The 23,515-nt window shown below is 36.6% G+C and carries 20 protein-coding genes and 1 pseudogene; 15 read left to right on the plus strand and 6 right to left on the minus strand.

The window, feature by feature from the left end; translation table 11 throughout:
• The first annotated feature begins 166 nt into the window (after nt 1-166).
• The 3 genes and pseudogenes from H0173_RS05970 to H0173_RS05980 all read left to right on the plus strand — a co-directional run bounded on the left by H0173_RS05970 (nt 167) and on the right by H0173_RS05980 (nt 5,601).
• Complete coding sequence (locus tag H0173_RS05970) at nt 167-1,591, plus strand: hypothetical protein (RefSeq protein ID WP_221845436.1); 1,425 nt, start codon at nt 167-169, stop codon at nt 1,589-1,591.
• Nucleotides 1,592-2,764: 1,173 nt separating this feature from the next.
• The gene (locus tag H0173_RS05975; RefSeq protein ID WP_221845437.1) at nt 2,765-4,684 is read left to right on the plus strand and encodes a 3'-5' exonuclease; all 1,920 of its coding nucleotides are present in this window, start codon (nt 2,765-2,767) and stop codon (nt 4,682-4,684) included.
• A 44-nt stretch (nt 4,685-4,728) separates the two neighbouring features.
• A pseudogene (locus tag H0173_RS05980) lies at nt 4,729-5,601 on the plus strand (phosphorothioated DNA-binding restriction endonuclease).
• 120 nt (nt 5,602-5,721) lie between these two features.
• On the opposite strand, the gene H0173_RS05985 reads toward H0173_RS05980, so the two are convergent.
• Nucleotides 5,722-6,099, minus strand: a complete 378-nt coding sequence (locus H0173_RS05985; RefSeq protein WP_221845438.1) for an ABC transporter ATP-binding protein — start codon at nt 6,097-6,099, stop codon at nt 5,722-5,724.
• A gap of 260 nt (nt 6,100-6,359) precedes the next feature.
• On the opposite strand from H0173_RS05985, the gene H0173_RS05990 reads away from it, so the two are divergent.
• From H0173_RS05990 to H0173_RS06025, 8 genes are all read left to right on the plus strand, one after another.
• A complete protein-coding gene (locus tag H0173_RS05990) occupies nt 6,360-6,968 on the plus strand; it encodes a CPBP family intramembrane glutamic endopeptidase (RefSeq protein ID WP_221845679.1) in 609 nt (202 codons plus the stop codon).
• A gap of 284 nt (nt 6,969-7,252) precedes the next feature.
• Nucleotides 7,253-7,399, plus strand: coding sequence for a hypothetical protein (locus H0173_RS05995; protein WP_221845439.1), 147 nt, complete (start codon nt 7,253-7,255; stop codon nt 7,397-7,399).
• A complete protein-coding gene (locus H0173_RS06000; protein ID WP_221845440.1) occupies nt 7,396-7,545 on the plus strand; it encodes a helix-turn-helix domain-containing protein in 150 nt (49 codons plus the stop codon). The genes H0173_RS05995 and H0173_RS06000 overlap by 4 nt, the downstream gene beginning before the upstream one ends.
• Nucleotides 7,542-8,096 carry a hypothetical protein gene (locus H0173_RS06005; protein ID WP_221845441.1) on the plus strand — a complete coding sequence of 185 codons (555 nt, stop codon included), beginning with the start codon at nt 7,542-7,544 and terminating at the stop codon, nt 8,094-8,096. Before H0173_RS06000 ends, H0173_RS06005 begins: the two co-directional genes overlap by 4 nt.
• 233 nt (nt 8,097-8,329) lie before the next feature.
• Nucleotides 8,330-8,773 carry a HEAT repeat domain-containing protein gene (locus H0173_RS06010; protein ID WP_221845442.1) on the plus strand — a complete coding sequence of 148 codons (444 nt, stop codon included), beginning with the start codon at nt 8,330-8,332 and terminating at the stop codon, nt 8,771-8,773.
• Between the two features lie 518 nt (nt 8,774-9,291).
• Entirely contained in the window at nt 9,292-10,119 is an 828-nt protein-coding gene (locus H0173_RS06015; RefSeq protein WP_221845443.1) for a helix-turn-helix domain-containing protein, read from the plus strand.
• A 221-nt stretch (nt 10,120-10,340) separates the two neighbouring features.
• On the plus strand, nt 10,341-11,198 hold the full coding sequence (locus tag H0173_RS06020; RefSeq protein ID WP_221845444.1) for a 5'-methylthioadenosine/S-adenosylhomocysteine nucleosidase: 858 nt from the start codon (nt 10,341-10,343) through the stop codon (nt 11,196-11,198).
• Between the two features lie 749 nt (nt 11,199-11,947).
• Nucleotides 11,948-13,603, plus strand: a complete 1,656-nt coding sequence (locus H0173_RS06025; protein ID WP_221845445.1) for an FAD-binding dehydrogenase — start codon at nt 11,948-11,950, stop codon at nt 13,601-13,603.
• 159 nt (nt 13,604-13,762) lie between these two features.
• Here the strand turns inward: H0173_RS06025 and H0173_RS06030 are convergent, their stop codons facing one another.
• Nucleotides 13,763-15,190 carry a VWA domain-containing protein gene (locus H0173_RS06030; protein WP_313770610.1) on the minus strand — a complete coding sequence of 476 codons (1,428 nt, stop codon included), beginning with the start codon at nt 15,188-15,190 and terminating at the stop codon, nt 13,763-13,765.
• Nucleotides 15,191-15,443: 253 nt separating this feature from the next.
• Between H0173_RS06030 and H0173_RS06035 the strand changes: the two genes are divergently transcribed.
• Both H0173_RS06035 and H0173_RS06040 read left to right on the plus strand, forming a co-directional pair.
• Nucleotides 15,444-16,574: a phosphotransferase gene (locus H0173_RS06035; RefSeq protein WP_221845447.1), complete on the plus strand. Its 1,131-nt coding sequence runs from the start codon at nt 15,444-15,446 to the stop codon at nt 16,572-16,574.
• Nucleotides 16,575-16,715: 141 nt separating this feature from the next.
• On the plus strand, nt 16,716-17,126 hold the full coding sequence (locus H0173_RS06040; RefSeq protein ID WP_221845448.1) for a vWA domain-containing protein: 411 nt from the start codon (nt 16,716-16,718) through the stop codon (nt 17,124-17,126).
• Between the two features lie 61 nt (nt 17,127-17,187).
• Here the strand turns inward: H0173_RS06040 and H0173_RS06045 are convergent, their stop codons facing one another.
• Nucleotides 17,188-17,895 (minus strand): DUF421 domain-containing protein, encoded by a 708-nt coding sequence (locus H0173_RS06045; RefSeq protein ID WP_260631049.1) that lies wholly within the window; start codon nt 17,893-17,895, stop codon nt 17,188-17,190.
• Nucleotides 17,896-18,045: 150 nt separating this feature from the next.
• The gene (locus tag H0173_RS06050) at nt 18,046-19,653 is read right to left on the minus strand and encodes an FMN-binding glutamate synthase family protein (RefSeq protein WP_221845449.1); all 1,608 of its coding nucleotides are present in this window, start codon (nt 19,651-19,653) and stop codon (nt 18,046-18,048) included.
• Nucleotides 19,654-19,820: 167 nt separating this feature from the next.
• Here H0173_RS06050 and H0173_RS06055 point away from each other — a divergent pair, with 167 nt between their 5' ends.
• A complete protein-coding gene (locus H0173_RS06055; protein WP_221845450.1) occupies nt 19,821-20,465 on the plus strand; it encodes a YczE/YyaS/YitT family protein in 645 nt (214 codons plus the stop codon).
• Nucleotides 20,466-20,525: 60 nt separating this feature from the next.
• Here the strand turns inward: H0173_RS06055 and H0173_RS06060 are convergent, their stop codons facing one another.
• Together H0173_RS06060 and H0173_RS06065 are read right to left on the minus strand one after the other, a co-directional pair.
• Nucleotides 20,526-21,809, minus strand: a complete 1,284-nt coding sequence (locus H0173_RS06060) for a restriction endonuclease (protein ID WP_221845451.1) — start codon at nt 21,807-21,809, stop codon at nt 20,526-20,528.
• The gene (locus H0173_RS06065; protein ID WP_221845452.1) at nt 21,806-21,943 is read right to left on the minus strand and encodes a hypothetical protein; all 138 of its coding nucleotides are present in this window, start codon (nt 21,941-21,943) and stop codon (nt 21,806-21,808) included. Before H0173_RS06065 ends, H0173_RS06060 begins: the two co-directional genes overlap by 4 nt.
• Nucleotides 21,944-22,191: 248 nt before the next feature.
• Here H0173_RS06065 and H0173_RS06070 point away from each other — a divergent pair, with 248 nt between their 5' ends.
• Nucleotides 22,192-22,860 carry a peptidylprolyl isomerase gene (locus tag H0173_RS06070; protein WP_221845453.1) on the plus strand — a complete coding sequence of 223 codons (669 nt, stop codon included), beginning with the start codon at nt 22,192-22,194 and terminating at the stop codon, nt 22,858-22,860.
• The last annotated feature ends 655 nt before the right edge of the window (nt 22,861-23,515 follow it).

The raw sequence follows: 23,515 nt of genomic DNA on the forward strand, positions 1-23,515 counted from the left end.
TGTAAGAAAGAATTTTGCATTAATGCATAGATTAATAAAATGAGAATTAAAATTATATAGTAGCGGGCAAGGTTAGTTGAAAAGAATTTTTTTATTTTAATATAAAGAAGGGTCTCTATGTGAGTAAAAATGGTAAAGTAATACATTAAATAAAAGAGGGATTTAAATGTCTGAAAATAGGCGAGAATTACAAATTACCACTTCACATGAAGTAGTACCTTTTACAAACTTTGAAAGGTATTTACAGGAGTTAGGTCTACCTCATGAAGGAATTATTGCTTCTGATAGGGAGAGACAGATGATGAGTATGGTATTGCCTCAAACTATTCAAGAACTTTCATCGCAAACAAAAAGAGATGCAGTCTATTTATCTAAATTTGTAGCTAGCTCAGCTATTGGATTATATGATGCAGCCTTGAATTATTTATGGAATGAAGTTGTAGTTTCATTAAGAGCGAAAGTAAATATTTATGGTCTGGATTTATTTTTTGATGCAGCTGTAGGTGGCGAATTAAGAGAAACATATAGTACAGTTGAAGACTTAAGTTCAATTAAAGATAATACACTTATTGATACATGCAGGAAATTAGAACTTATTTCGGATCTTTTACATGAAAAATTAAAACATATCTTATATATGCGAAATAATATAGGAGCATCACATCCAAATGGTGAAACTATAAGAACTCTTGAACTTTTGGGATGGCTAGAGACTTGTGTAAAAGACGTAATTGACGATAGGCCATCGGAGGCTGCATTATTTGTACAACAGCTCATAGTAAATTTAAAGAATGAAGATTTGACACTTGATGAAGCACGTTTAGAACAAATTCAAGAAAATTTACAAAGACAGCATACAAGAATATCTGGAAATCTTCTAGTTACGTTATTTAGTATTTTTACTAAAAAAAATACCTCTCCAGATGTACGTGCTAATATACTTAAATTAGCTCCAATTGTATGGGGGATAAGCCCAGAAAATAAAAAATATGAAATTGGATTTAAATTGGATCAATATTCAGTAAATCTTGATGAAGAAACACTTTCATTAGGTAATAGTTTTCTAGATAAATGCAACGGAATAAATTATAAATCAGAGGGTACGAGAAGCAGAGAAATAAATGAGTTTTTGAATAGATTACTAGATACGCACCATGCATGGGATAATTTCCATCACGAGGTACCTATTGCTAGACAAATAAAAAAATATATTGTTGAAGAGACAGATATTTTAACAAATATAGAGGATAAGTTAATTAAAACTATTCTTATTTGTAGAGTTGGAAATGGAAAGTGGTATTGTAATGGTGTTTCACCAGGTGCAAAACCAATCTACAATGAAATAATAAGGTTATTTAATTCCAGACAAGTAAATAAACTTTTAAAATTCCTACTCGAACCAGAAATAAAAAATATGCTCTCAATTAGTCCTTGTATTCTACAAACAAAGGAATTGCTAGGATTAATTAATTTAGATTTGCAATTTGGTAGAAGCAAAGAAGCAATAGAATTTATTTTAGGCAATATCGACAACTATAAATCGAAAATTTTTATAACAAAAGAATTAAAAGAGTTATTAAAATATATTTGATTTGAGCTCGTAGCACCTAACTTCATGGATTGCTAATGGATACTTTTCTTTAATAAGATGGCGTCTTTTTGTAATTAGTCAGAAATCTGGAGCAACATCTTTTAGTATTGTAATTATCATTAAGTTTTGGAAAGTTGTGAAAGCTTCTACCTAAACTATCGGGACGATAATTGAATAAACTGAAAAAAGGTCCTTTGTGCCCCTTGTGTTGCGATTATTAAAATATTGATTTTTTTTACATATGAAATCACCTAGGTTCTAAAATCAAGGTGATTTTTATTTTCCTCTTTTGCAACAATTAATAGGATATATTACTTGTTATAGTAAATTTTCTCTGAAAGCCCCTCAGAAACAGTACTTTGACCGAATTATTATAGCTTATGCTCATTCTGATGAAGAATTTGATGACAGTGGAATCGTACAATTTAAGACTAAATAAAGGAGTAAAAAGTATTGGATTTCACAATCAGACTTATTCATCTTCAGGTGGCCATTTGATAAATTGACCAAAAAGTTCGGAGAATATATTGAACTTCAAAGAAAAGTTCAAATAGAAAGAAAATAAGCCAAAAAACCAAAAATCGAATTAAAAAGAACATGGTTGGTTTCAAATGGAAAAGTCATTTTGATGAATCTCGTCAAAAAGTATCAGAGTGCCTAAAAGGAAAAAATCCTGAAAAACAGAATACAAGGAAGATTTCTGAAAGCTGTAGTAAAGGAAAAGTGTATTGTTAATTTGATTGTGAACATAAATTTGAGTTAATAAGTGGAGCAGATGGAGTCAGGAGGTTTTTAGAACTTGGATTGATAAAAAGTGATAGTTCTTTCGGAAAAGCTTTGAGGAAAAATGGACAAGTTTCGAAAGGGAAATTAAAAGGGTAGGAAATTATCCAAATGATAAAAATACGTTCTCCTTATAATTAACCTCAGTCGGATGAGGCTATTTAAGCCAGGTCAAACGAACGTGGAATTATCATGTACCGGTGCGGTGAAGAAAAAGAGTTACGACTCTAATGTGTCGGTTCGACCCCGACCATCGCTATCACTTGATCAAAACATCAAAAACTTTCTTTTTTTGGACTCTTAATAGAGTCATTTATTGTCCAATATATGTAAAAATACCCCTCCTTTTGTAGTATAATGTAAGAAAACCTCAGATTGTGAGTGGATAGAGTGGCTTTTACAATTCCTGAAACGATTCGATCGACTGCAACTACTGGAGAGAGACTACTATTTCGAACGTTGAAAACATATTTACCGGATGATTATATCGTTTATTATGAACCTGAGATTCATGGGAAGCGGCCAGATTTTGTGATTATTGGCCCGGATCTTGGGTTATTAGTATTGGAAGTAAAAGATTATACAAAGAATACATTGTTTCAAATTAATCAAGACGAATGGACGCTGATTACTTCTTCAGGGGAGCAGACGAAAACGAAAAGTCCGTTAAAGCAGGCACGCGAGAATATGTTTCATATCGTAGATGCATTGAAGAAAGATCGCAATTTGGTTCATTTAGAAGGGAAATATCAATTCCAGTTAAAGTTTCCTTATGGATTTGGAACAGTGTTTACGAGGCTTTATCAGAAGGACTTTATTGAAAACGGGCTGTATTCTGTGATTGAGCCGTCCCTTTGTTTAACTCGGGATGAGATTGATCCAGAAAAGGACGCTTTTTCAGAAGAAAATTTATTTGAAAAAATCTATAATATGTTCATTGTCCCTTATCGTTTGCAAACTCCATTAGGTAAGGAAGAATTGGATGCAATCCGTTATCATCTTTTTCCGGAGGTACGTATTAGTGCTGAATTTAAGCAGCCAGTTCCATACCAAGATCAGCTGCTTTTGTCATTGCATGATATTAAAGCAATGGATCTTCATCAAGAAATGCTGGCTAAGCAAATAGGGGATAAAAATCGTTTGATTCGCGGAGTGGCTGGAAGTGGAAAAACATTAATACTTGCCAGTCGGGCAAAGATGCTGGCAAAGGATCATCCAGATTGGAAGATTTTAATATTATGCTATAATATTTCACTTGCCCGAAGTATTGAGCAAATGATTCATCATATGATGAATGAGCCTGATAGCCTTTTTGATTTTGATTTTTCAAAGGCAGAGAAACAATTAGATTCAAAGATACATAATATACAGGTCCGTAATTTCCACGCATGGCTAAAGAATGATTTAAGGATCACAGAGGATGCGATCCCATCCATGATCGAAAAACTTGAACTCGGGCAAGCTATTTTACCGATGTATGATGCTATATTAATAGATGAGGGCCAGGACTTCCAAGGAGATTGGTTCGGACTTGTTAGTCAATTGCTGAATCCGGATACAAAATCCCTCTTATTGGTTGAGGATAGGGCACAAACCATTTACAAACGGAAGCGCAGTTATGTGCAGGACACAGGGCTGAGCTTTCAAGGGCGATCTAAAGTCTTAAGCATTAATTATCGTAACACAGCTCAGATTGTGAAATTTGCTTGGGATTTTTATCAAAAGCATTCTGCTCTTAAAAATAAGGTTGTTAGTAAGGAGCACGAAGGGGAAATTATTGCACCACAAAGTACTAGAAGAAAAGGTGTAGAACCAGCCATCGTCAAAACGGATAGTTTTTTTAAAGAGGCAAAAATTGTCGTACGGCAAATTCAAAAGCTTCATGAGCAATACAAAGTTCCTTTTTCTGAAATGCTGATTCTTTATCGGGTGAAAAAGACCTATCAGATGAATTACATCGATGTGTTAAAGCGAGCTCTTGATCAGGAGGGCATTAGGTATTACTGGCTAACTGAAAATAGTGAGTCCAAGCGGAAGTTTGAGAGAGAAGAAGATTCTGTAAAAATTAGCACAATTGACAGCAGCAAAGGTTTAGATTTTCAGGCAGTTTTTATTGTAAATATTGACAACATGCCATTTGCTTTAGAAGATGATAAAGAACGAGAAGCATCTCTGTTATACATTGGAATGACAAGGGCGAAGGAGTTTCTATGCCTATCCTATTCCGGAGAATCGGACTATACGAAATATTTTGATGAAATCAACATGGAACGACAGACTGTGAAGAAGTCTGGAGAAAAGACTAGCTAATGTGATTTTATCTTCTGTTGTAAAGGGGAGGGGGCATGGTGAAAATAGATAGGAATGAATTTATTAATCGATTAAATCAATTATCGATTTGGAAAAAAGGGGATCAACGTGCTCCACATAAACCTCTCTTGATTTTGTATGCAATTAGGAATTTGCAAAAAGAGAGTCACCGCCTTATCCCATATAATAAAGCGAGAGAAAAGCTAAAAGAGCTATTAGTAGAATTTGGTCCCCTTAGAAGTTCATAACATCCGGAACAGCCATTTGTGAGATTAGTGAATGACGGTATCTGGGACCTTTCAGAGCCAATGAATACGAATAACTTCACGAATAAGCAACTAATGGATAAACAAATCTCTGCAGGCTTTAAAACAGAGATTTATAATCTATTAAAAAATGATATCCAGTTACAGAAGGAAGTAGCCCAAACAGTACTCGATGCTCACTTCCCAGAAACCTTGCATGAAGATATTCTTGATTCTATTGGGCTAGATTTTACGATCAGCAAAAAAAGCAGCCGTGATCCAAAGTTCAGAGAACGAGTGCTCAAAGCTTATGAATACCGTTGTGCAGTTTGTGGTTTCAACGTACGATTAGGGAATCATTTAGTAGGGATTGAGGCAGCTCATATTAAGTGGCACCAGGCTGGGGGACCAGATACTGAAGAGAATGGGATTGCACTTTGTTCCTTGCATCATAAGCTGTTTGATCGTGGTATTTTTACAATAAGCCACGAAAGAAAATTCCTAGTCTCCGAATATGCAAATGGCGGAGATGGTTTTGACGAATGGGTTATGAAGTATCATGGACAGCCAGTACGCAATCCTGTTCAGCATTACTATGTTCCGAATGATTCATTTCTAGGATGGCATGTAAGAGAGGTCTTTAAAGGGCCATCGCGCTATGTAGTCAATTGAGATATTTTTCACTTGAATTTAATAGGAACTATCTAATTTCCAAAATTATTTTAAAGCTTCCTTATAATAATTAAATTCTTGAATCCCCTGGAAACCAAACCAGGGGATATCTTTTTGTGGTTAAACTTTTTTCAAAACACCATTTTTTACTAGGTTAATTAGAGTTCCTTTATTTCCATACCTTTGATAGGCAATAAGACGATTCAAGTCTTTTACAGTCAATTCAGTAGGGGTAATTGCTAGCTTATATTCATTGCTGATTTTGCTAATTAGTGAAAGAGCAAACTCCATTTGCTTGGCTGTTAATTTATATTCATCTCCATTGGCTGGCTGTTTTTCATGTTGCTGATTTTCATTGGTAGATTGAATGGTGGCTGCATATTCTTTAAGTTTTGCATCTATCATTGCCTCTACATAAGCCTGGCTAATGTTCTGAGTCTCTTGTTGGGATGTTTGCTGGGTTGGTTTAAATATTTTATCAAGAAGCCCTTTTAACACTTTATTCACTTCACTTTCATTAACATTTATTCCTATATATTCCTCTTATTCTATTATTAAATGATTGTGATTGAAAAACAATAGATATTAGTTATTTTGTCCTATATGGGTAATTATTAGTGATGGATCCTGAGTAAATTTATATAAAGCCTATTTTCTAAAAAGATTGGTGTTTTATAACAAAATTTCTTGTTGGAATTTTATTTACTGTTAATATAGCAATATAAGATTTTTAATATCATCAAGAGAGAAGGGAAGATATAAAGAATTTGAAAGAAAAAACTAAAAATAAAAAAAGGGATTTCAATCCAAAAGATGCTATATTGGTGTTCTCATCTTTTACATTAATTTGCGTGGCTGTTATTTTTGCTCTTATTGTTTATGATGTAGTCACAATACAAAACTTCTTATCATTCGATAAGCCAGTCAGAATAATAAAGAGTATAATCATCGCTTCATTAAGTCTACTTTTGTTTGGTGTAATTTTAACCTTTTGCATTCCTTCTAAATATATTGAAGATACAAACCAAAATTATCAAACCTGTTCCTTCATAAGTATTTTTGGCTTTATGTTTTTAGGAGCGTTATTTGAGGAGCTTTTGTTTAGGGGAATTATTCAAAATTCATTTTACATATTTATCGGACATCAATGGATTGCAATAATATCAACTACTTTACTGTTCTTAGGGATGCATATTCATTACTTCAAAAAGCCAATAATGTTAATAAATATTACCATTCCTAGTTTGGTTTTTGGATGGATATATTTTGAAACAAACAATATCCTAGTACCATTTGCTGCACATTTTCTAATGAATATAGGGATGACACTATTATTCAAATACAACTTAATTAGAGTTAAAAAATAACTATTACCTATAATGTTCGCAACTACAATTAAAAAGAGATTGACCAAGCACACCGAATCGATGAATCAGAGACTGACTTGTCACAGTCAGTCTCACAAAACATCAGTAAGATCTTTATTTTTTTACCAATGTTCCAATTTGAGCCCCAAAATCGCATTTTTACCCTCAATTTGCCTCCAAAAAAAAGGACTTTTGACTAGAAAATACGTGTTTATGTTCCTTTTTAGCTAATTTCATATTATCGATATTTATACTAATGTAGATCTACCTAGGATATATGGATCGTGCACGATCGAAAGGCTATGAAAATGGAAAAATTAAATTATGAAACGATTCAAAGGTATCAATCCTTTGTGGATGTGGAAGAAATGGATAAAGCGGTTCGCGGCTTTTTATATGACATAAATCGTCCTTTTCAGAAGGTGCATTGAAGGTTCTCCAGTTTATCTGGAGACATTCTGTTAAAGTAGTTGGCGTTTCATTTGCCAAATACGATACGATTGCCGAAGCTGTTAAGCTTTCTCGAAGGACCGTTATTCGGGCTGTTCAAAAACTTGAAAATCTAGGCTTTTTATGAAAATCGAAACGGCGAAAATGAATGGGAAACAAGGTGTTAATTTACTGGTCATTCAACCGTTTCAAACTGTTGAGGAGCAAAAAAATAATATTTCACCCCAAGATGTCACTCCATCTGTCACTCCTATTAAAACAGAGAAAAAACATCATTCACTCTGTGAGAATAAACATAACGAAAAGAACGTAAAGATACCCGACAAAATGGATACAAAGAAGGAGCTAGATATCAGTTTCCTGCCTGAATCTGTTCATCCAAAGTTTAGTGAGACTGCTTCGCCATTTTTCTATCCAATTGACATTTATAAACTGTGGCAGCGTGCCATGACCGCCTATCGAAAAAGCAAACTCGAAAAACCTTTGGAAGAGGTTATTGAAATCATCATTAGTGCGTTTAAACAAACTGTCTTTATGCAAAAGGCAAGGGAGATTCATACCACATTTGAAGGATATTTTTATTCCGTTGTTTATGCGAATTTGGTGGTTACAAAGAGGAAGGAATATAGGCATTTTGGATTTGATATTTTTAGCAAAATTCTTAATGGAAATGGTTAAGACATTTTTGAAGTGCAAGTATTGTAGATCATAAGTCAAATGTAAATATATGGTTAGGTATAGAACCTCTCCCATTTTCGCATTATACATCCAACTTATGTTATGATATGTTATTGGAAACTTTTAAGCCGATTAAAATGCAATAGTCAGTCAAGTCATTAGGAAAAGGTTATGGACTTGCCAATAATAATTTCATTTAATCAAAAGTACTGCCATAGAAGGGATTGGAACGATTGAAAAATCTTAATGAAAAAAATGAGCTGCCGGAAAATTATGAGGAATTAAAAAAACATGCGACCCGAGCATCTAATTGGAGAGAACGTTTAGATGCAGTAGAAGAATTAGGGCAGTGGAAAAACCAAAAAATAATCGATTTATTAAAGCGAACAATGAATAATGATGCCGTGTTTAAAGTGCAAGAAGGGGCATACCGCCAGCTGAAAAAGATTGGTGAAGAAGTTCAATTGCCACCTAGGAAAAAAGGCGACTTGATTAAAGGTGTAGCAAAAATCCTGGTAAGAATTAAGAAGAGTTTGCCAGAAGGACATAGCTACGAAGAATTCAAAGAGAAATTAAAAAAGATGAGACTTGATGTATATGATACGTACGAAGGTGATAAAGGACCTGACTTTGATAAATGGCTTGAAAGTATGTGGGCGGCTGAAACGAAGAGGTAGTAAAACATAAAGTATGTTATTAGTTTTTCTAAGAATAATATCCGATTGCAGTAATTTGCAGTCGGATTTTTTGTATCTAGACGAGATTATTTATAGGGTACGATCGGTAAAAAAATGGAAAGGTTAGCTGTAAATATCAAACTGCAATGGAGTAGTGTCCGATGTGCAGAAGCTGTATTAGGGCCAACACCTGGAATTTCAAACCCTAAATGAAAAAATTTTTTTCACTATCCCTCAAACAAGTGACTTCAACCATTACCAAGATATCTATTCGTTGAATCAGAGACTGACTTGTTATAGTCAGTCTCAAAAAAATCATCAGTATGAATCTCTCTTTTTCTATCAAAGTTCCATTTTGAGCCCCAAAATCGCATTTTTACCCCTCATTTTGCCTCCAAAAAGGACTTTTGATTAAAAAAAACGTGTTTATGTTCTTTTTTAGCTAATTTCCTATTATCGATATTTGTACTAATGTAGAGCTACCTAGGAATAAATGGATAGTGCACGAACGAAAGGCTATGAAAATGGAAAAATTAAATTATGAAACGATTCAAAGGTATCAATCTTTTGCAAATTTGGAAGAAATGGACAAAGCGGTTCGTGGCTTTTTATACGTACATAAATCGTCCTTTTCAGAAGGTGCATTGAAGGTTCTACAATTTATTTGGAGGCATTCTGTTAAAGTGGTAGGTGTGTCATTTGCCAAATACGATACGATTGCCGAAGCTGTTCAGCTTTCCCGAAGGACAGTTATTCGGGCTGTTCAAAAACTTGAAAATCTAGGTCTCCTAAAGAAAATTGCCACGGCGAAAATGAATGGGAAACAAGGTGTGAATTTGCTTGTCATTCAAACATTCCCAACTGTTGAAGAGCAAAAAAATAATATGTCACCCCAAGATGTCACTCCATCTGTCACTCCTATTAAAACAGAGAAAAAACATCATTCACTCTGTGAGAATAAACATAACGAAAAGAACGTAAAGATACTCGACAAAATGGATACAAATAAGCAGCTAGATATTAGTTTCCTGCCTGAATTCGTTCATCCAAAGTTTAGTGAGACTGCCTCGCCATTTTTCTATGCCATTGACATTTATAAACTGTGGCAGCGTGCATTGAACGCTTATCGAAAAAGCAAACTGGAAAAACCTTTGGAAGAGGTTATTGAAATCGTTGTCAGTGCGTTTAAACAAACTGTCTTTATGCAAAAGGCGGGGGAGATTCAATCAACATTTGAAGGATATTTTTATTCCGTTGTTTATGCAAATATGTTGGTTATTAAACGACAGGAATACAGGCATTTTGGATTTGATATTTTTAATGAAATTCTTAATGAAAATGGTTAAGTCGCTCAATGAAATCAAAGTATTATAGATCATATCTTTAAAAAGATGTGCCTGAACAAAGTGATCATCCTTTATATTCAAACGCTTCCAATAAACAGAAAATTATTTTATTAATAGTTTCCCTTGAAACATGTCTTTTATTATAGTAACCTCTAAAACACGAACATTAATTAAATAAATAAAAATAATGTTCACTTTTACAACGACGGAGGGTGCTAAATATGAAAAAACGCAAGATCTATGGGGCTATTTTACTTAGTGTTGCCATGCTTTCAGGATGTTCATCAACGAATGGAGATTCTAAAAATAAAGCCGAGGCACAGCAGAAGGAAGTCGTACAGCCAATAGCGATCCAAGGAGCAATGGATATGGAGGTTTCCGCCATTCTTGATGCTATGAAGGATTATCAGGAAGAAAAACACGGAAATTATACATATTATGTAGGCGAAATTGAAGAAACTCCTGTTGTGGTTTCAAGAACGGAAATTGGGATGGTCCATGCGGCTGCTTCTACAACTCTTCTGATTGAAAACTATCATCCAAAGGCAATTATTAATCAAGGAACAGCTGGAGGACATGATCCAGATCTTCATGTGTTTGATACCGTCATTGGCACGGAGGTTATGAATATCGGAAATTTACGTTCAGAGCATTTAGATGATGAGCAAGGGATGAAGCCGGAATCATGGAAGTTCATGACAACAGGAATGAGAGACGAAAATGGCGAAAAGCAGGAAGTTGAGTCCTTTACGAGCAATCCTGAGCTAGTTAAGGTTGCATTAAGCGTAGCCAATAAATATAAGCATGGAAAAGTAGTAGAAGGAAAAGTCGGCAGTGCAGATTTCTGGAACAGAGAAATTGACCGAATTCAGTGGTTCCACGAAAATGCTGGTACTAGTGTTGAAGAAATGGAAGCTGCATCTGTAGCTCAAGTGGCAAGAGGATTTAACATTCCATACCTATCTATTAGAACTGTTTCGAATTCTGAGGTTTCTGGAGATAAAATTGAAGACCTAGAAACTGCAGGAAAATACGGTGCAGAGTTTGCCGTTGAAATTGTCAAAGCGATGGCAAAATAAAAAACAATAACTGAGCCCTTGCCTATCAAGGGTGACCGGATAGGGCTCAGTTACCTCTAATGAAGCAAACATTGGAGAGTTGAAGCAAAAAAACATACATCCTTTTTAGAGTATTCATTTAGCTGAATTTATTTTTATTATTTCATTTCTTATTCCTCTAAATGCTCACCACAAGCGGATTGTTCCTCTTAATTCCTATCCCTTAGTGCATTAAACTGATGAGGGTCAGGTACTTTACTTAAGCTCTAAAAATGTCTTTTCTTTAATTAAATAACCGAAAAAAGTTAAATAAGGGTGTATTTTCCGGTTAAATGTAGAATAAGAGCTAGTTTCGGGATAAATAAGGGGAAGTTTTCCGGTTATGCAAAGAAAAATCCACCATTTTTTCAATTTTTGAGGTGATAGGCGGAATTTCTCCATCTATTTAAGCGTATTTTTTAATAAGGTTCTAATTAGCCGGAACTTTTCCGCTTATTTCTCAGATTGGGGCTTAATCTGGTTCTCAAACTGATATGAACGGGCCCTCTTAAATGAATTTCCTAATATCCATACGTTCTTAATGAATCTTAGGTTTCATCGTTATTTTCCACTCATTATTATTCTCTAAATTTACTATTTTCATATTGATTAGGCACTCGATAATGTGACATTGGGAGATTATAATGTATACAATTTTCAAAAAATTAACTTATAATTAATAGGTGATATGCCATTAAGTTCAAACTAGATCATTTAAGGAGGCCTTTCTGGTGGAATTTGACGTAATCGTAATTGGAGCCGGGCTCGCCGGTTTAGTGGCTACAGCAGAAATAGCGGATGCCGGCAAGAAGGTGCTGCTTTTGGATCAGGAGCCCGAAGCTTCATTTGGGGGACAAGCATGGTGGTCTTTTGGAGGCTTGTTTTTGGTGGATTCGCCAGAGCAGCGGCTGCTGGGCATTAGTGACTCCAAGGAATTAGCATGGCAGGATTGGCTCGGAACGGCAGGGTTTGACAGGGAAGAGGATGAAGACTATTGGGCACGCAAATGGGCGGAGGCATATGTCGATTTTGCTTCCGGCGAGAAACGGGCATGGCTGTATGATATGGGCGTTCGTTTTTTTCCAGTAGTCGGATGGGCTGAAAGAGGGGGGTACTTAGCTGATGGCCATGGAAACTCAGTTCCGAGGTTCCATGTTGTCTGGGGAACTGGACCGGGAATTGTAGCTCCATTTGAGCGGCGGGTACGTGAGCACATTAAAAATGGCATGGTTGATTATCGTCCGCGGCATCGTGTTGATCATCTGCTCCAAGAAAATGGCGCCATTGTGGGTGTATCCGGATCAGTACTGAAAGAGAGCTCTGCTATGCGAGGAGAAGACAGCAACAGAGAAGTGATTGGTGAATTTGAATATCGAGGACAGGCAGTTCTTGTTTCAAGCGGAGGAATTGGGGCAAATCTAGAACTCGTTCGCAAAAATTGGCCAAGCCGGTTAGGGAATGCGCCTAAAAACATGATTTCGGGGGTGCCGGCACATGTGGACGGCCGTATGCTAGGCATTACAGAAGCAGCTGGAGGAAGAATTGTTAATCGGGATCGGATGTGGCACTATACAGAAGGAATTAAAAACTGGAATCCCATCTGGAGTCATCATGGAATTAGGATTCTACCAGGACCTTCGTCTATCTGGCTAGATGCGGTGGGAAAGAGATTTCCTGCTCCTAATTTCCCAGGATTCGATACTTTAGGCACTTTGGAAGCCATAATGAAAACAGGGTATGATTATTCATGGTTTATTCTTACAAAGAAAATCATTGCAAAAGAATTTGCTCTTTCAGGTTCTGAACAAAACCCTGATCTTACAGGTAAAAGTATCCGGCAAGTGATAGGTCGGGCACTTTCTGGTATTCCTGCACCTGTACAGGCCTTTATGGACAAAGGTGAAGACTTTATCATCGCAGATAATCTAGAGGAACTTGTCGCGGGAATGAACAAACTGACAGGCAATCAATTATTAGACGTGGCTCAAATCAAAAGGCAGCTGAACGCAAGAGACCGAGAGATGGATAATAAATTTACAAAAGACCTCCAAGTAACAGCTTTGCGAGGCGCAAGGAACTATATAGGTGACAAGCTTATTCGGGTGGCAAAGCCACATAAAATACTGGACCCGCAAAACGGCCCTCTCATTGCCGTACGTTTAAATATTTTGAGTCGAAAAACTTTGGGAGGTCTTCAAACAGATTTATCGGGGCGGGTGCTTAGTCAAACAGGGGATGTAATCAGAGGACTTTATACAGCCGGTGAAGCTGCCGGATTTGGAGGTGGCGGTGTCCATGGCTATCGGGCATTGGAAGGAACATTCCTGGGTGGCTGCTTGTTTACCGGAAGAACAGCTGGAAGGGCAATAGCATCTGAATTAAACTAACTACCTCTTCTGTCATTTAACCATAAAAGGATTCAAGTGATATTAGAAGCCGTTTTTTCGATTTTCATGATTCTATTATTCACGTAAATAGAGGACAGATGTTTCCTATTTTATGACAATAGAAAAAGCCGGTTCAATTATCACGAACCGGCTTCCCCATTACCAAGTATCCCCTCGCTCTTTTTTCAATTCCTTCATCTTCTCGACCCATTCGTCAACTCTTTGTTTGATTTCTTGGCTTTTGGCATCTGCTTTTTCTCGATTGGTCTTATAGATGGCGTAGTAGAGGTCTCGTAATTCTTCATTACGCTCATGTGCCCAGTTTCTTAGCTCTGATTCTTGATCAGGTGTAATCCACTCATTTTCTGCCATAATCTTAATTGCATCGAGGATTCGATGTGACTCGCTTCTGCCGATATTTCTTAATAGAAGTGGGTATTCTTCGCCTTTTTTATACTCGGCGACCATTTCCCATCCGTCTGGTGACATAGTAAAGGCAAAGGCAAGATCCAGAGTAGAGGGCAGCCACTTATATTGAATCGTATTTTTTAATTCTTCTGGATTGTCTGCTCTGAAATATTCCCCATTGCCTGCTTCGGCAACTGCCTTTAATTGGTTTTCGGTTTTACTGTCTACATCAAAGCCGATAATATTCACTTTATTGCCGCTGTTTTGTTGAACAAGGTCTTTACTAGCTTGAACTGGATCGCCGTCACATGTTTCAGCACCATCGCTGACAATGTAAATCGTTGTTACACCATCATAGCTGCTGCTCATTTCTGCCGCTTTTTCGATGGCGCCAGCTAGGGGAGTCCAGCCTTTGCTTTCAAAGGAATCGACTGCTCCATGAAATTGCTCTTTGGAATACTTCCCCATCGGGTAGATTTCCTCTATTCCTTTACAGGATATTTCCTTATCAGCTGCTGATTCAGAGCCTTTATGGCCATATACTACAAGAGACACTTCACTCGTTTGTCCAATCGTCTGTGCGAAGCTCTTTACAGCCTCTTTAGCAATATCCATTTTGACTTTTCCTTCAGTTGTAAGGAGCATACTTGAACTGGCATCAAGTAGAATGATGGTTTTTTCTGTTGAATTTTTCTCCTCAGTGCCCTCGGCAAGTGTAGGATCCGGCAAGTACGGCTCCTCAAACTCTGGTTCATAGGCTTTCGCTTTTTCGATGACTTCTTTATAGTGTGGACTGGCAAGTAAAGACAAGAGGCCTTTCTTGATTTCTTCCGTATTTGTTGTTTCCTTCGTTAATTTTTCAAGCTCGGGTGTCAGTTTGTTCTGAAGAGCTCGTTCCATTGTTGGTGTATCGAAACCAATGTCTTCAACGTCCTTTTCATACGAAAGGTCACTCATGAGTTTTCCTGGTGGCAAGAATAGTAAGCTTTCCTCGGAGACTTCTAAATTAAAATTCTTTAAATGGGCTAAAATTTCATCCTGTTTTTGCGCCTGTTCTTGTTCCTGCTGGTGATCTTCTTTTGTAATAATCGGAGTGGATGTTTCTATCTCCTTGTCATTGCTGCATGCGGAAAGGACAAATGGAATAAGGATCAGCAATAATAAGGCAAATCGTCTCACAAAAATCCTCCTCTTTTTCTGGCATTTTATGTAATTGATATTAGCTATTAATCTAATTAATAAGTATACCATAGAAAAAGAGCATTTATGAATAATTTACATTATTTGGTGCTTTAGGTGGTTTTTCTGAATCAGATATCTATTAATATTCGTGGAATAGTGGACCGGTCTTTTGTCCATATATCAAAAAGCAAGGAATGCTTGCTAGCTTTTTGTATGAATTATGGGAAAATTTAAATAAGGAGGGAAGGTTATGAACATTGGCGAAAAGCTAAAACTACGAAGGAAAAAAACGGGATTTACCCAGGAGCAAATTGCTGAAAAAATGAATATTACTAGGCAGACACTTTCTAATTGGGAGGTCGGGAAAAACTTCCCCGACATAGAATCAATTATTAAGCTAAGCCATATCTACCAACTTTCCTTAGATGAATTATTATTAGGCAAAATTTTTTTCAAAGGAGTGACGGTCATGGCTAAAAAGCTAACCCAATTGGAAATTCAAAGCATGATAAGAAAGCATTATCCTTTAGCTAGTCATTTCAAGGAACTAAATGGTGGTCTTGTCTCACAAACATACTCGTTCCAGTCAAATAACGAATACTTTATTTTTCAAGTAGGGAATCGTCCTGAAGTGTATGAAAAAGAGAGATGGGTATATCACTGCTTTAATCAATTTCTTCCTTTAAGGGAAGTGTTGGATATACACGTACCGGAAAGTGGGGACGTTTATTCAATTTCTAGATATATTGAAGGAAGTAAATTATTCGATTTAAATAGCCAGGAAATCCTCGATGTATGCTCAGATGTAATAAAAACTCTTGATTTATTAGAAGGAATTGAAATTACCGGACAGAATGGGTATGGCAGATTTGACCATACAGGGCATGCGGGTTATCCAACCTGGGAGGACTATATAAAAGCAGTGTATAACAAGGAAATATATGATTGGACTGCATTAGAAAAGAAGGGCTTAAATTCGGATGTCGTCGATCAGGCGATTAAAGAATTGAAATCCCATATTAAAAATGTTTCATTAAGTAAAAAATATTTAGTTCACGGCGATTTAGGATCGTTTAATTTATTAGCTAAAGATGGAAAAATTGCTGGGGTGATCGATTGGAGCCTTTCTATGTATGGAGATCATCTATATGACAAAGCGAATATTTTGTTTTGGAATGAGGATAAGCTTCAGCCACTCATACAAAGGATTACCAATAAATATTTGAATACTCAAGAATCCAAAGAAAAAATTTATTGCTACATGCTTCGCATCGGTCTGGAGGAAATATTCAATACAGTTATTCTAGACGAAATCGGATATGACATTGAATGGGTTGCGAATAGATTGCAAACTATTATTAATCGTGAATTTCGAAAATAGTTACGGGTTAATACCGAAGAAAATCGAGATTTTATTTTACCTTAATCTTCCCATTATAACTCTCCTCGTTATAACCCAAAATAAGATGGTCCCATCAATGCTTGGGAGATCCTTTGGTTATGACGAAGGGAGCTGGTTCGTTTGAAATGGCATAGAATGCTTTTGTCCATGCTGCAGCAGCGCCAAGATAAAAAAGTAGCGATTGCGGTAGACACATCCACAAATGAAGCACCAAAGGTATTAATTAATAACATTGTGAAATTATTTGAACATGTGAAGCCTGATGCCTTATTAGTTCAAGCGGATTTTAAAATCAGAAGTATTATTCCCGTAAAGAGTGACTCTATTCAGTACTATACACATGGGAAATCATCCTATACATTAGTTCTCGAATGGGCAGAGGAGAATAAGGTGGACACGTTGTTTTATATTACTGATGTAACTGGTTTTATAACAGACGAGATCACTGAGGTCGGCTATGAATTGTTTTGGCTAGTCCCTGGTTCGTTTTTACCTAGGGTGCCATTTGGAAAAGCAATTAAAGTTGCTTAATTAAGATGAAATCCCTCACACAGGTGAGGGATTCCTCCACTTAGACAACTAGTCGAATTAATCAATTATCATTACCGGGCTTATAGGAATAAAGGTCATGATTTTGATCTGAAAGCCGATTATCATCAATGAATACCTTCCCGTTTTCAAGAAAGGTGGCCAGTGTAATGTCCTTTATTTTTCCACCCGTTTTTTGGACTTCGCTCATGAGCCAATCTTGATCAAGCTGCAAATATTTTAAGTTATGATAAATAATTTGCCCATCCATGATCAATGGAATAGGAATATACTCTCTCTTTACTTTTAATTGCAGATCACTAGGTTGCACAGGTCTGTATTCTGCCTTTGGGATGACGCTTATACTCCCTGTTTCCTCCATGACAGCTAGCGCAATGTTTTGGGTATTCGTGTATCCTTGTATTCTTAAATGTGCTAATAATTCATTGATAGGCATTCGGACCTTTTTTAATCCTTTTCGATCAATATCCCCATTACTAATTAAAACTGTAGGGGTCTCATATAAAATCCATCTAAATTTATTATGTATAGTTAGACGAATAAAAATTCTATATAAAATGACAGTTATTCCTGCATAAATGACCGCTTTGCCGATATGACTATCCTCAATAGGCGTACTGATAATATTAGTTAGGACAAAAATATACAATAAATCAAATGAGTGCATTTGTGAAACAGCTTTTTTGCCTGTCAATCGTAAAAATAAATACCCAGCTATAAACACGATGAATGTACGAAAAAATATGTCCAAGTAACATCGCTCCTGAAAATAAACCAGAATGTAAAAATATTTGAATGACTTTTTTCCACAGGTGTGCTCCACTCGAGAGTACCTTTAGTTAAGTTTTTAAAAAAAGTTAGGATCCCTCCCAAAGTCAGGGATCCTTCCATGGTACACAGATTAACTGACAGTTGACTTTATATGCTCCTGCATTTCTCTAATAATAGTTTCTAATGGAGTCACAATCCCTTTTTCATCCTTATACATAATATGCCTTGGCTGAAAGTGAACAGGGGAATCGATCCCGGCGGCTGCCGATATTCGAAAAAGACCCTTTCTTAAATTGACGAGGAAATTGACAACTCTATATTTTTTCTCATCAATGACCAGAGCCTTTTGCAAATCAGGATCTGTTGTTGCCACCCCGACTGGACAAGCGTTTGAATGACATTTCAATGTTTGGATACATCCGACTGCAATCATAAATCCGCGGGCAATATTTACGAGATCAGCTCCCATTGCTAAGGCAACGGCAATCCGGTCAGGGGTGAATAGCTTGCCAGATGCAATAATTTTTACCCGATCACGAACACCGTATTTTTTGAGTGTCGAAACGAGAATAGGGAGGGCAGATTTAATGGGCAATCCAACGCTATCGATTAGCTCTTGATAGGAGGCACCGGTTCCGCCTTCACCGCCATCCACAGTAATGAAATCTGGACCTTTTCCGGTTTCCTTCATATATTTGGCGAGCTCTTCTACACTATCTGTTCCGCCGACAACTAACTTCAATCCTACTGGTTTACCGGTCTGATTTCGAATCTTTTCAATAAAATCACACATGGAAACGACATCACTATACTGAATAAATCGGTTTGGACTATCGATGGATTTGTATGGCTCCACTTTTCGGATTGCGGCAATTTCTGGATTAACCTTTTCGGCATCAATATGACCGCCGCGTGTTTTGGCACCTTGAGCAAGCTTGATTTCGAAAGCCTTTATTTGCGGAATCTCACTTTTTCGCTTTAATTCTTCCCAGTCCATCTCTCCGTTTGCATCACGCACTCCGAACATCGCTGGGCCAATTTGCATGATAATATCGACTCCGCCATCTAAATGATAAGGGGAGAGGCCGCCTTCACCTGTATTCATCCACGTTCCTTTCGCAAGACCTAATCCGTTTGAAAGTGCAGTAATGGCATTTTTCCCTAATGAACCATAACTCATCGCAGACATGCCGATCAAGCCCTTTAGCACGAATGGATGCTTTGTGTTCGGACCGATGACAACTGCATCATCGTCATGCAGTAAATAGGCAGTAGATTCTTCATCCTCCCATTTTTCTTCCCTTTGTGAAAACAGCGGATCTTTCACTAAGATATACCTTTTCGTTGTGACTGTGGTGTCCCGATCCATCTTCATTTCTTCTGCTAATTTAGGGAACATATCATTGCGTACATAGAGACCCTCGTCATCAAAATCCCGTTTCGATCCAAATCCGACAACATCGCGCAAATATTTGGCGCCTTTTACGATATGCTCATATTCATCTCTAGAAAACGGCTTTCCTTCCGTATCGCTATTGAACCAATATTGCCGCATTTCCGGACCAATTTTTTCGAAAAAATAGCGGACCCTGCCAAGGACAGGATAATTTCTTAAAATCGAATGCATCTTTTGGTTGCGATCAAACACAAGCAAATATCCGAGAAAAATCACAAACCCAGCAATCACAAGAAATAGAATGACAAATCCTGATATTATCAACAAATCCGCCCAATTCATACTAAACCCTCCATAAAAAGTCAGATAATGTTTATCTTACTCTCTGGAACGACATTTATTCGTTTATTTCCTATATAGATAAAAGAAATTGCGCGGGGAAAAAGACTTTCTCCTTCATTCTTATGGTATATTAATATAGCATTCTATAAGAAGAAGGAGCACTATTGATGAGAAAAGAATGGTTTCTGCGCTGGTCATTTTTTATTGTTGGATTAATGATTTTAGCGTTTGGGATTTCATTAACCATAAAAGGGAAGAATTTAGGTATTGGGCCGTGGGATGTTTTTCATTACGGGTTATTTCTTAAATTTGGTCTCACTATTGGTTCTTGGTCGATTATAAGCGGATGTATTCTTTTGTTGATTAGTTCCGTTATCAAAAAGGAATGGCCCCGATTAGGAGCACTTTGTAATATGTTGTTTCTTGGATTATTCATTGATTTATTCAATTGGCTGCTTCCGCCAGTTGATAGTTTAATAGGAGAATCCGTGGTGTATGTACTCGGTGTTATTTTTCTAGGCTATGGAATTGGCTTATATGTTTCAGCAGATCTTGGAGCCGGACCAAGAGACAATTTTATGCTACTGATTATTGAAAAAACGGGCTGGAGCATCCCATGGGTGCGAAATGGGATAGAAATATTCATTTTTCTTATCGGCTGGCTATTAGGGGGACCTGTCGGAATAGGTACGGTGCTTATTGCTTTTGGATTAGGACCCATACTAGGAATATCGATCCCACATTGTCAAAAGGTATTTTCTCTTTTCCTCAAACAAGGGAATTCAGCAACTGCAGATACATCCATTAGATGAAGAAGAGACTGACTTGTTGTAGTCAGTCTCTAAGTAAACAAATCTATTTATTACAGAGCTTTATATACTTTTGAAATAGAGTTGAGCAAAGTCAATACCGTTAATTAGAGTGACGTTATGATCATTAGCTAATACTTCGCAATCATTCGTAAATCCATCAGCAAGTGATATAAGAATTTTTTGGACAACATTAGAGTCTTCTAAGTTAAGGTTTTTTTCCATATTTACTAATTGATGAACGCCTGTTGCATCAGTTAAATTTTTATGCTTTTTAATTTGGATACAATAAGAAAGAGTAATAGACTTTGGTTCAAATGGAGTTGAAACGGGTATTTCCTTTGAACATAATAAGTCAATATCCCCACCTTTTCGGTCATAGGAATTCGATTTAAGGATATAGAATCCATTATCTCTCATAAATTTTTTTACTAGTTTTTCGAAATCACTAGGTGTAAGATTACGGACGGTTTTGACCCACTCCTCATAAAGTGAATGTTCAATTCGCTGCAGCTTTTGCGGCAGGGGATGAGGCTCTGATAATTCCGCTTTATCGTTTTCATTAATAATTTCTTCTATTGCTAGTTTGAAATCACGATTTCTAACAAAGTTGATTGGACCAGAATAAGCGATCGATTTCAGCAGTCTTTTTATAATAAAAGGGGCGAGAGGGGAATCATAGTGTACCTCTTGAATGCTGTTTGGATCAATATGTATGATATGACGATAATCATTTGTATTTTCTAAAGGATCTCCGAATTCATAGCAAACGTGTGAATTTGGATCTTTCTTTGCCGTTGCAATTATAAAATGATGGTGATTCGGTTGTTTTGGAATGACAATTGTATCTCCTTCTTTGATATAGAGCATTTTGCTTAGCACATTCCATTGCTTTTGAGCCGTTTCAAAAGATCCTTTTGTTACGTTCTGGTAGCTGTTAATAAAATCCTCCATCCCCTGATACAGAGAAAATTCCTGAGAATATCCCCATCCTTGTCTGACCCTGCCTTTTAACAGTTCGTTGTATAGAAGTTCTCGGTCTGCAGCATTTTGTCTAAAAACAATACAATTAGGCTCTTCTTCAAATCTAGTTCCATATAGTTCTCTGAAGGAAACTACTGGCCCGCCGAGTTTTACCTCTACTTGAAGCTGTGAAAGAAGGTCTTTTAAGTCAATATTTCCTTTATAATCATCCCAGTAACCGCGGCTTAGAATGGATTCTACGTGCATTGGTGCAGAAAGTACTTTTTCTTTCAGGAAAAGGATACTGCCTTGATCATTTCCATAGCTTACAAGGAATTTATCAGCCCCTTGCTGAGCTTCTATTTTCATATTTTTTAAGTTCAAAGATATTCTTCTCCTTCATTTTCATTAATTTTTTCATAATAGCCGCATGACTGCATACAAATCCATGCAGAGAAACTATTTACTATAGCTGATTCATCTTCGAAATTAATTTCTTCATATGCATCTTCTATCATTAGAGACCCACATTTTATACAAGTTTTTATATTGATTCCTCCTAGTCCATTAACATATAAATCCATAATAACAATAATTAATGTAAATTCGAATATAAAAGTAATATTTATTAGGACCACAGTGACAGTATGTAAGATAAATAGTTGTGTTGATTTCAGGTGAAATTTTTCGATTGCATCCGCTATAAGTGCTATAATGGTTCAGTAATATATGACTATTATTGATTGCAGGAGGTTTATGAAAGAAAATGGTCTCACGTACTAAGGTTTTTTACTTTATTTTTGCTCTCATGATTTCCGCTTTTATGTTGTCTGGTTGTGGTTCACAGGCAGAAAAGGGGAAAACAGCAGAAGACTCTGCAAACAAAACTGCTGAAAATTATCCGGAGTCTGTTAAAGAAAACCCTATTGTAACAATCACAATGGAGAATGGAAATGAAATTGAGCTTGAGTTATACCCGAAGACAGCGCCAAATACAGTTGCAAATTTTGTCTCTTTAGTTGAAAAGGGGTATTATGATGGCCTCATCTTTCACCGAGTGATCCCTGATTTCATGATTCAAGGTGGAGATCCTGAAGGAAATGGTACAGGCGGTCCGGGATATTCAATTAAAGGTGAATTTTCGTCCAACGGTTTTGATAATAACATCAAACATGAGCGCGGCGTTATTTCAATGGCCCGGGCACAAGATCCGAATTCCGCTGGTTCGCAATTTTTTATTATGGTCAATGATACACCAAGTCTAGATGGGGACTATGCCGCTTTCGGAAAAGTAACCAAAGGAATCGAAACGGTCGACGCTATTGTCTCAGTTGAACGCGATGGTATGGACAAGCCTCTGCAAGATCAGAAAATGAAATCTGTCAAAGTAGATACGAAAGGCTTCAATTATCCTGATCCAGAAAAAGCTCAATAATCCTATAATAAAAGGATGCACATGTATCGTAAGTAGTTCCGTTTCGGTGGAGAAACATACCGAATCGTATGCTAATTAGCAGACCAAATCGCATATGATTTGGTCTATTTTATATCAATGATATGAGGCTTTACTATTTTAATCAGTAAGCAAAATCGCAATCTAGACAATTGTTGTTGTTAACTTACGAATTACCATGTTATTTCATATGGTATTTACTATATTGATTTTTTTACTTAAGTAGGTAATAGATGTCTTTTTTGAGTAACCAGAGATACTTAAAATAAGCGGATATTTTCCGGTTAGATAGCTGAATAGAGCTCGGTTCGGGGTATTTAAGCGGAAGTTTTCCGATTAAGCAAAGCAATCTTACTCATTTTCACGTTTTTCGAGTCAATAGTCGGAATCTTTCCGTCTATTTAAGATATTTTCAGTGCTATTTCATAATTAAGGGAAATTTCTCCACTTATTTTTTAGCGGCTAATGAACTTGTACAGCTTCTCCTAAAACAGAACACAAAAGCTTCGAATAAAAATCCCAAGATTTTGTGTTCTTTTTATACTGTTATTACTTGTTCTATCAATGCTACGAAATATTATAATATTTATGCTGTGGATTTAGATTTTCTCCACGTTATCGGAACTACTTACATGTA

It is taken from the genome of Bacillus sp. S/N-304-OC-R1 (assembly GCF_019749375.1).
Classification (GTDB): Bacteria; Bacillota; Bacilli; order Bacillales; family Cytobacillaceae; genus Cytobacillus.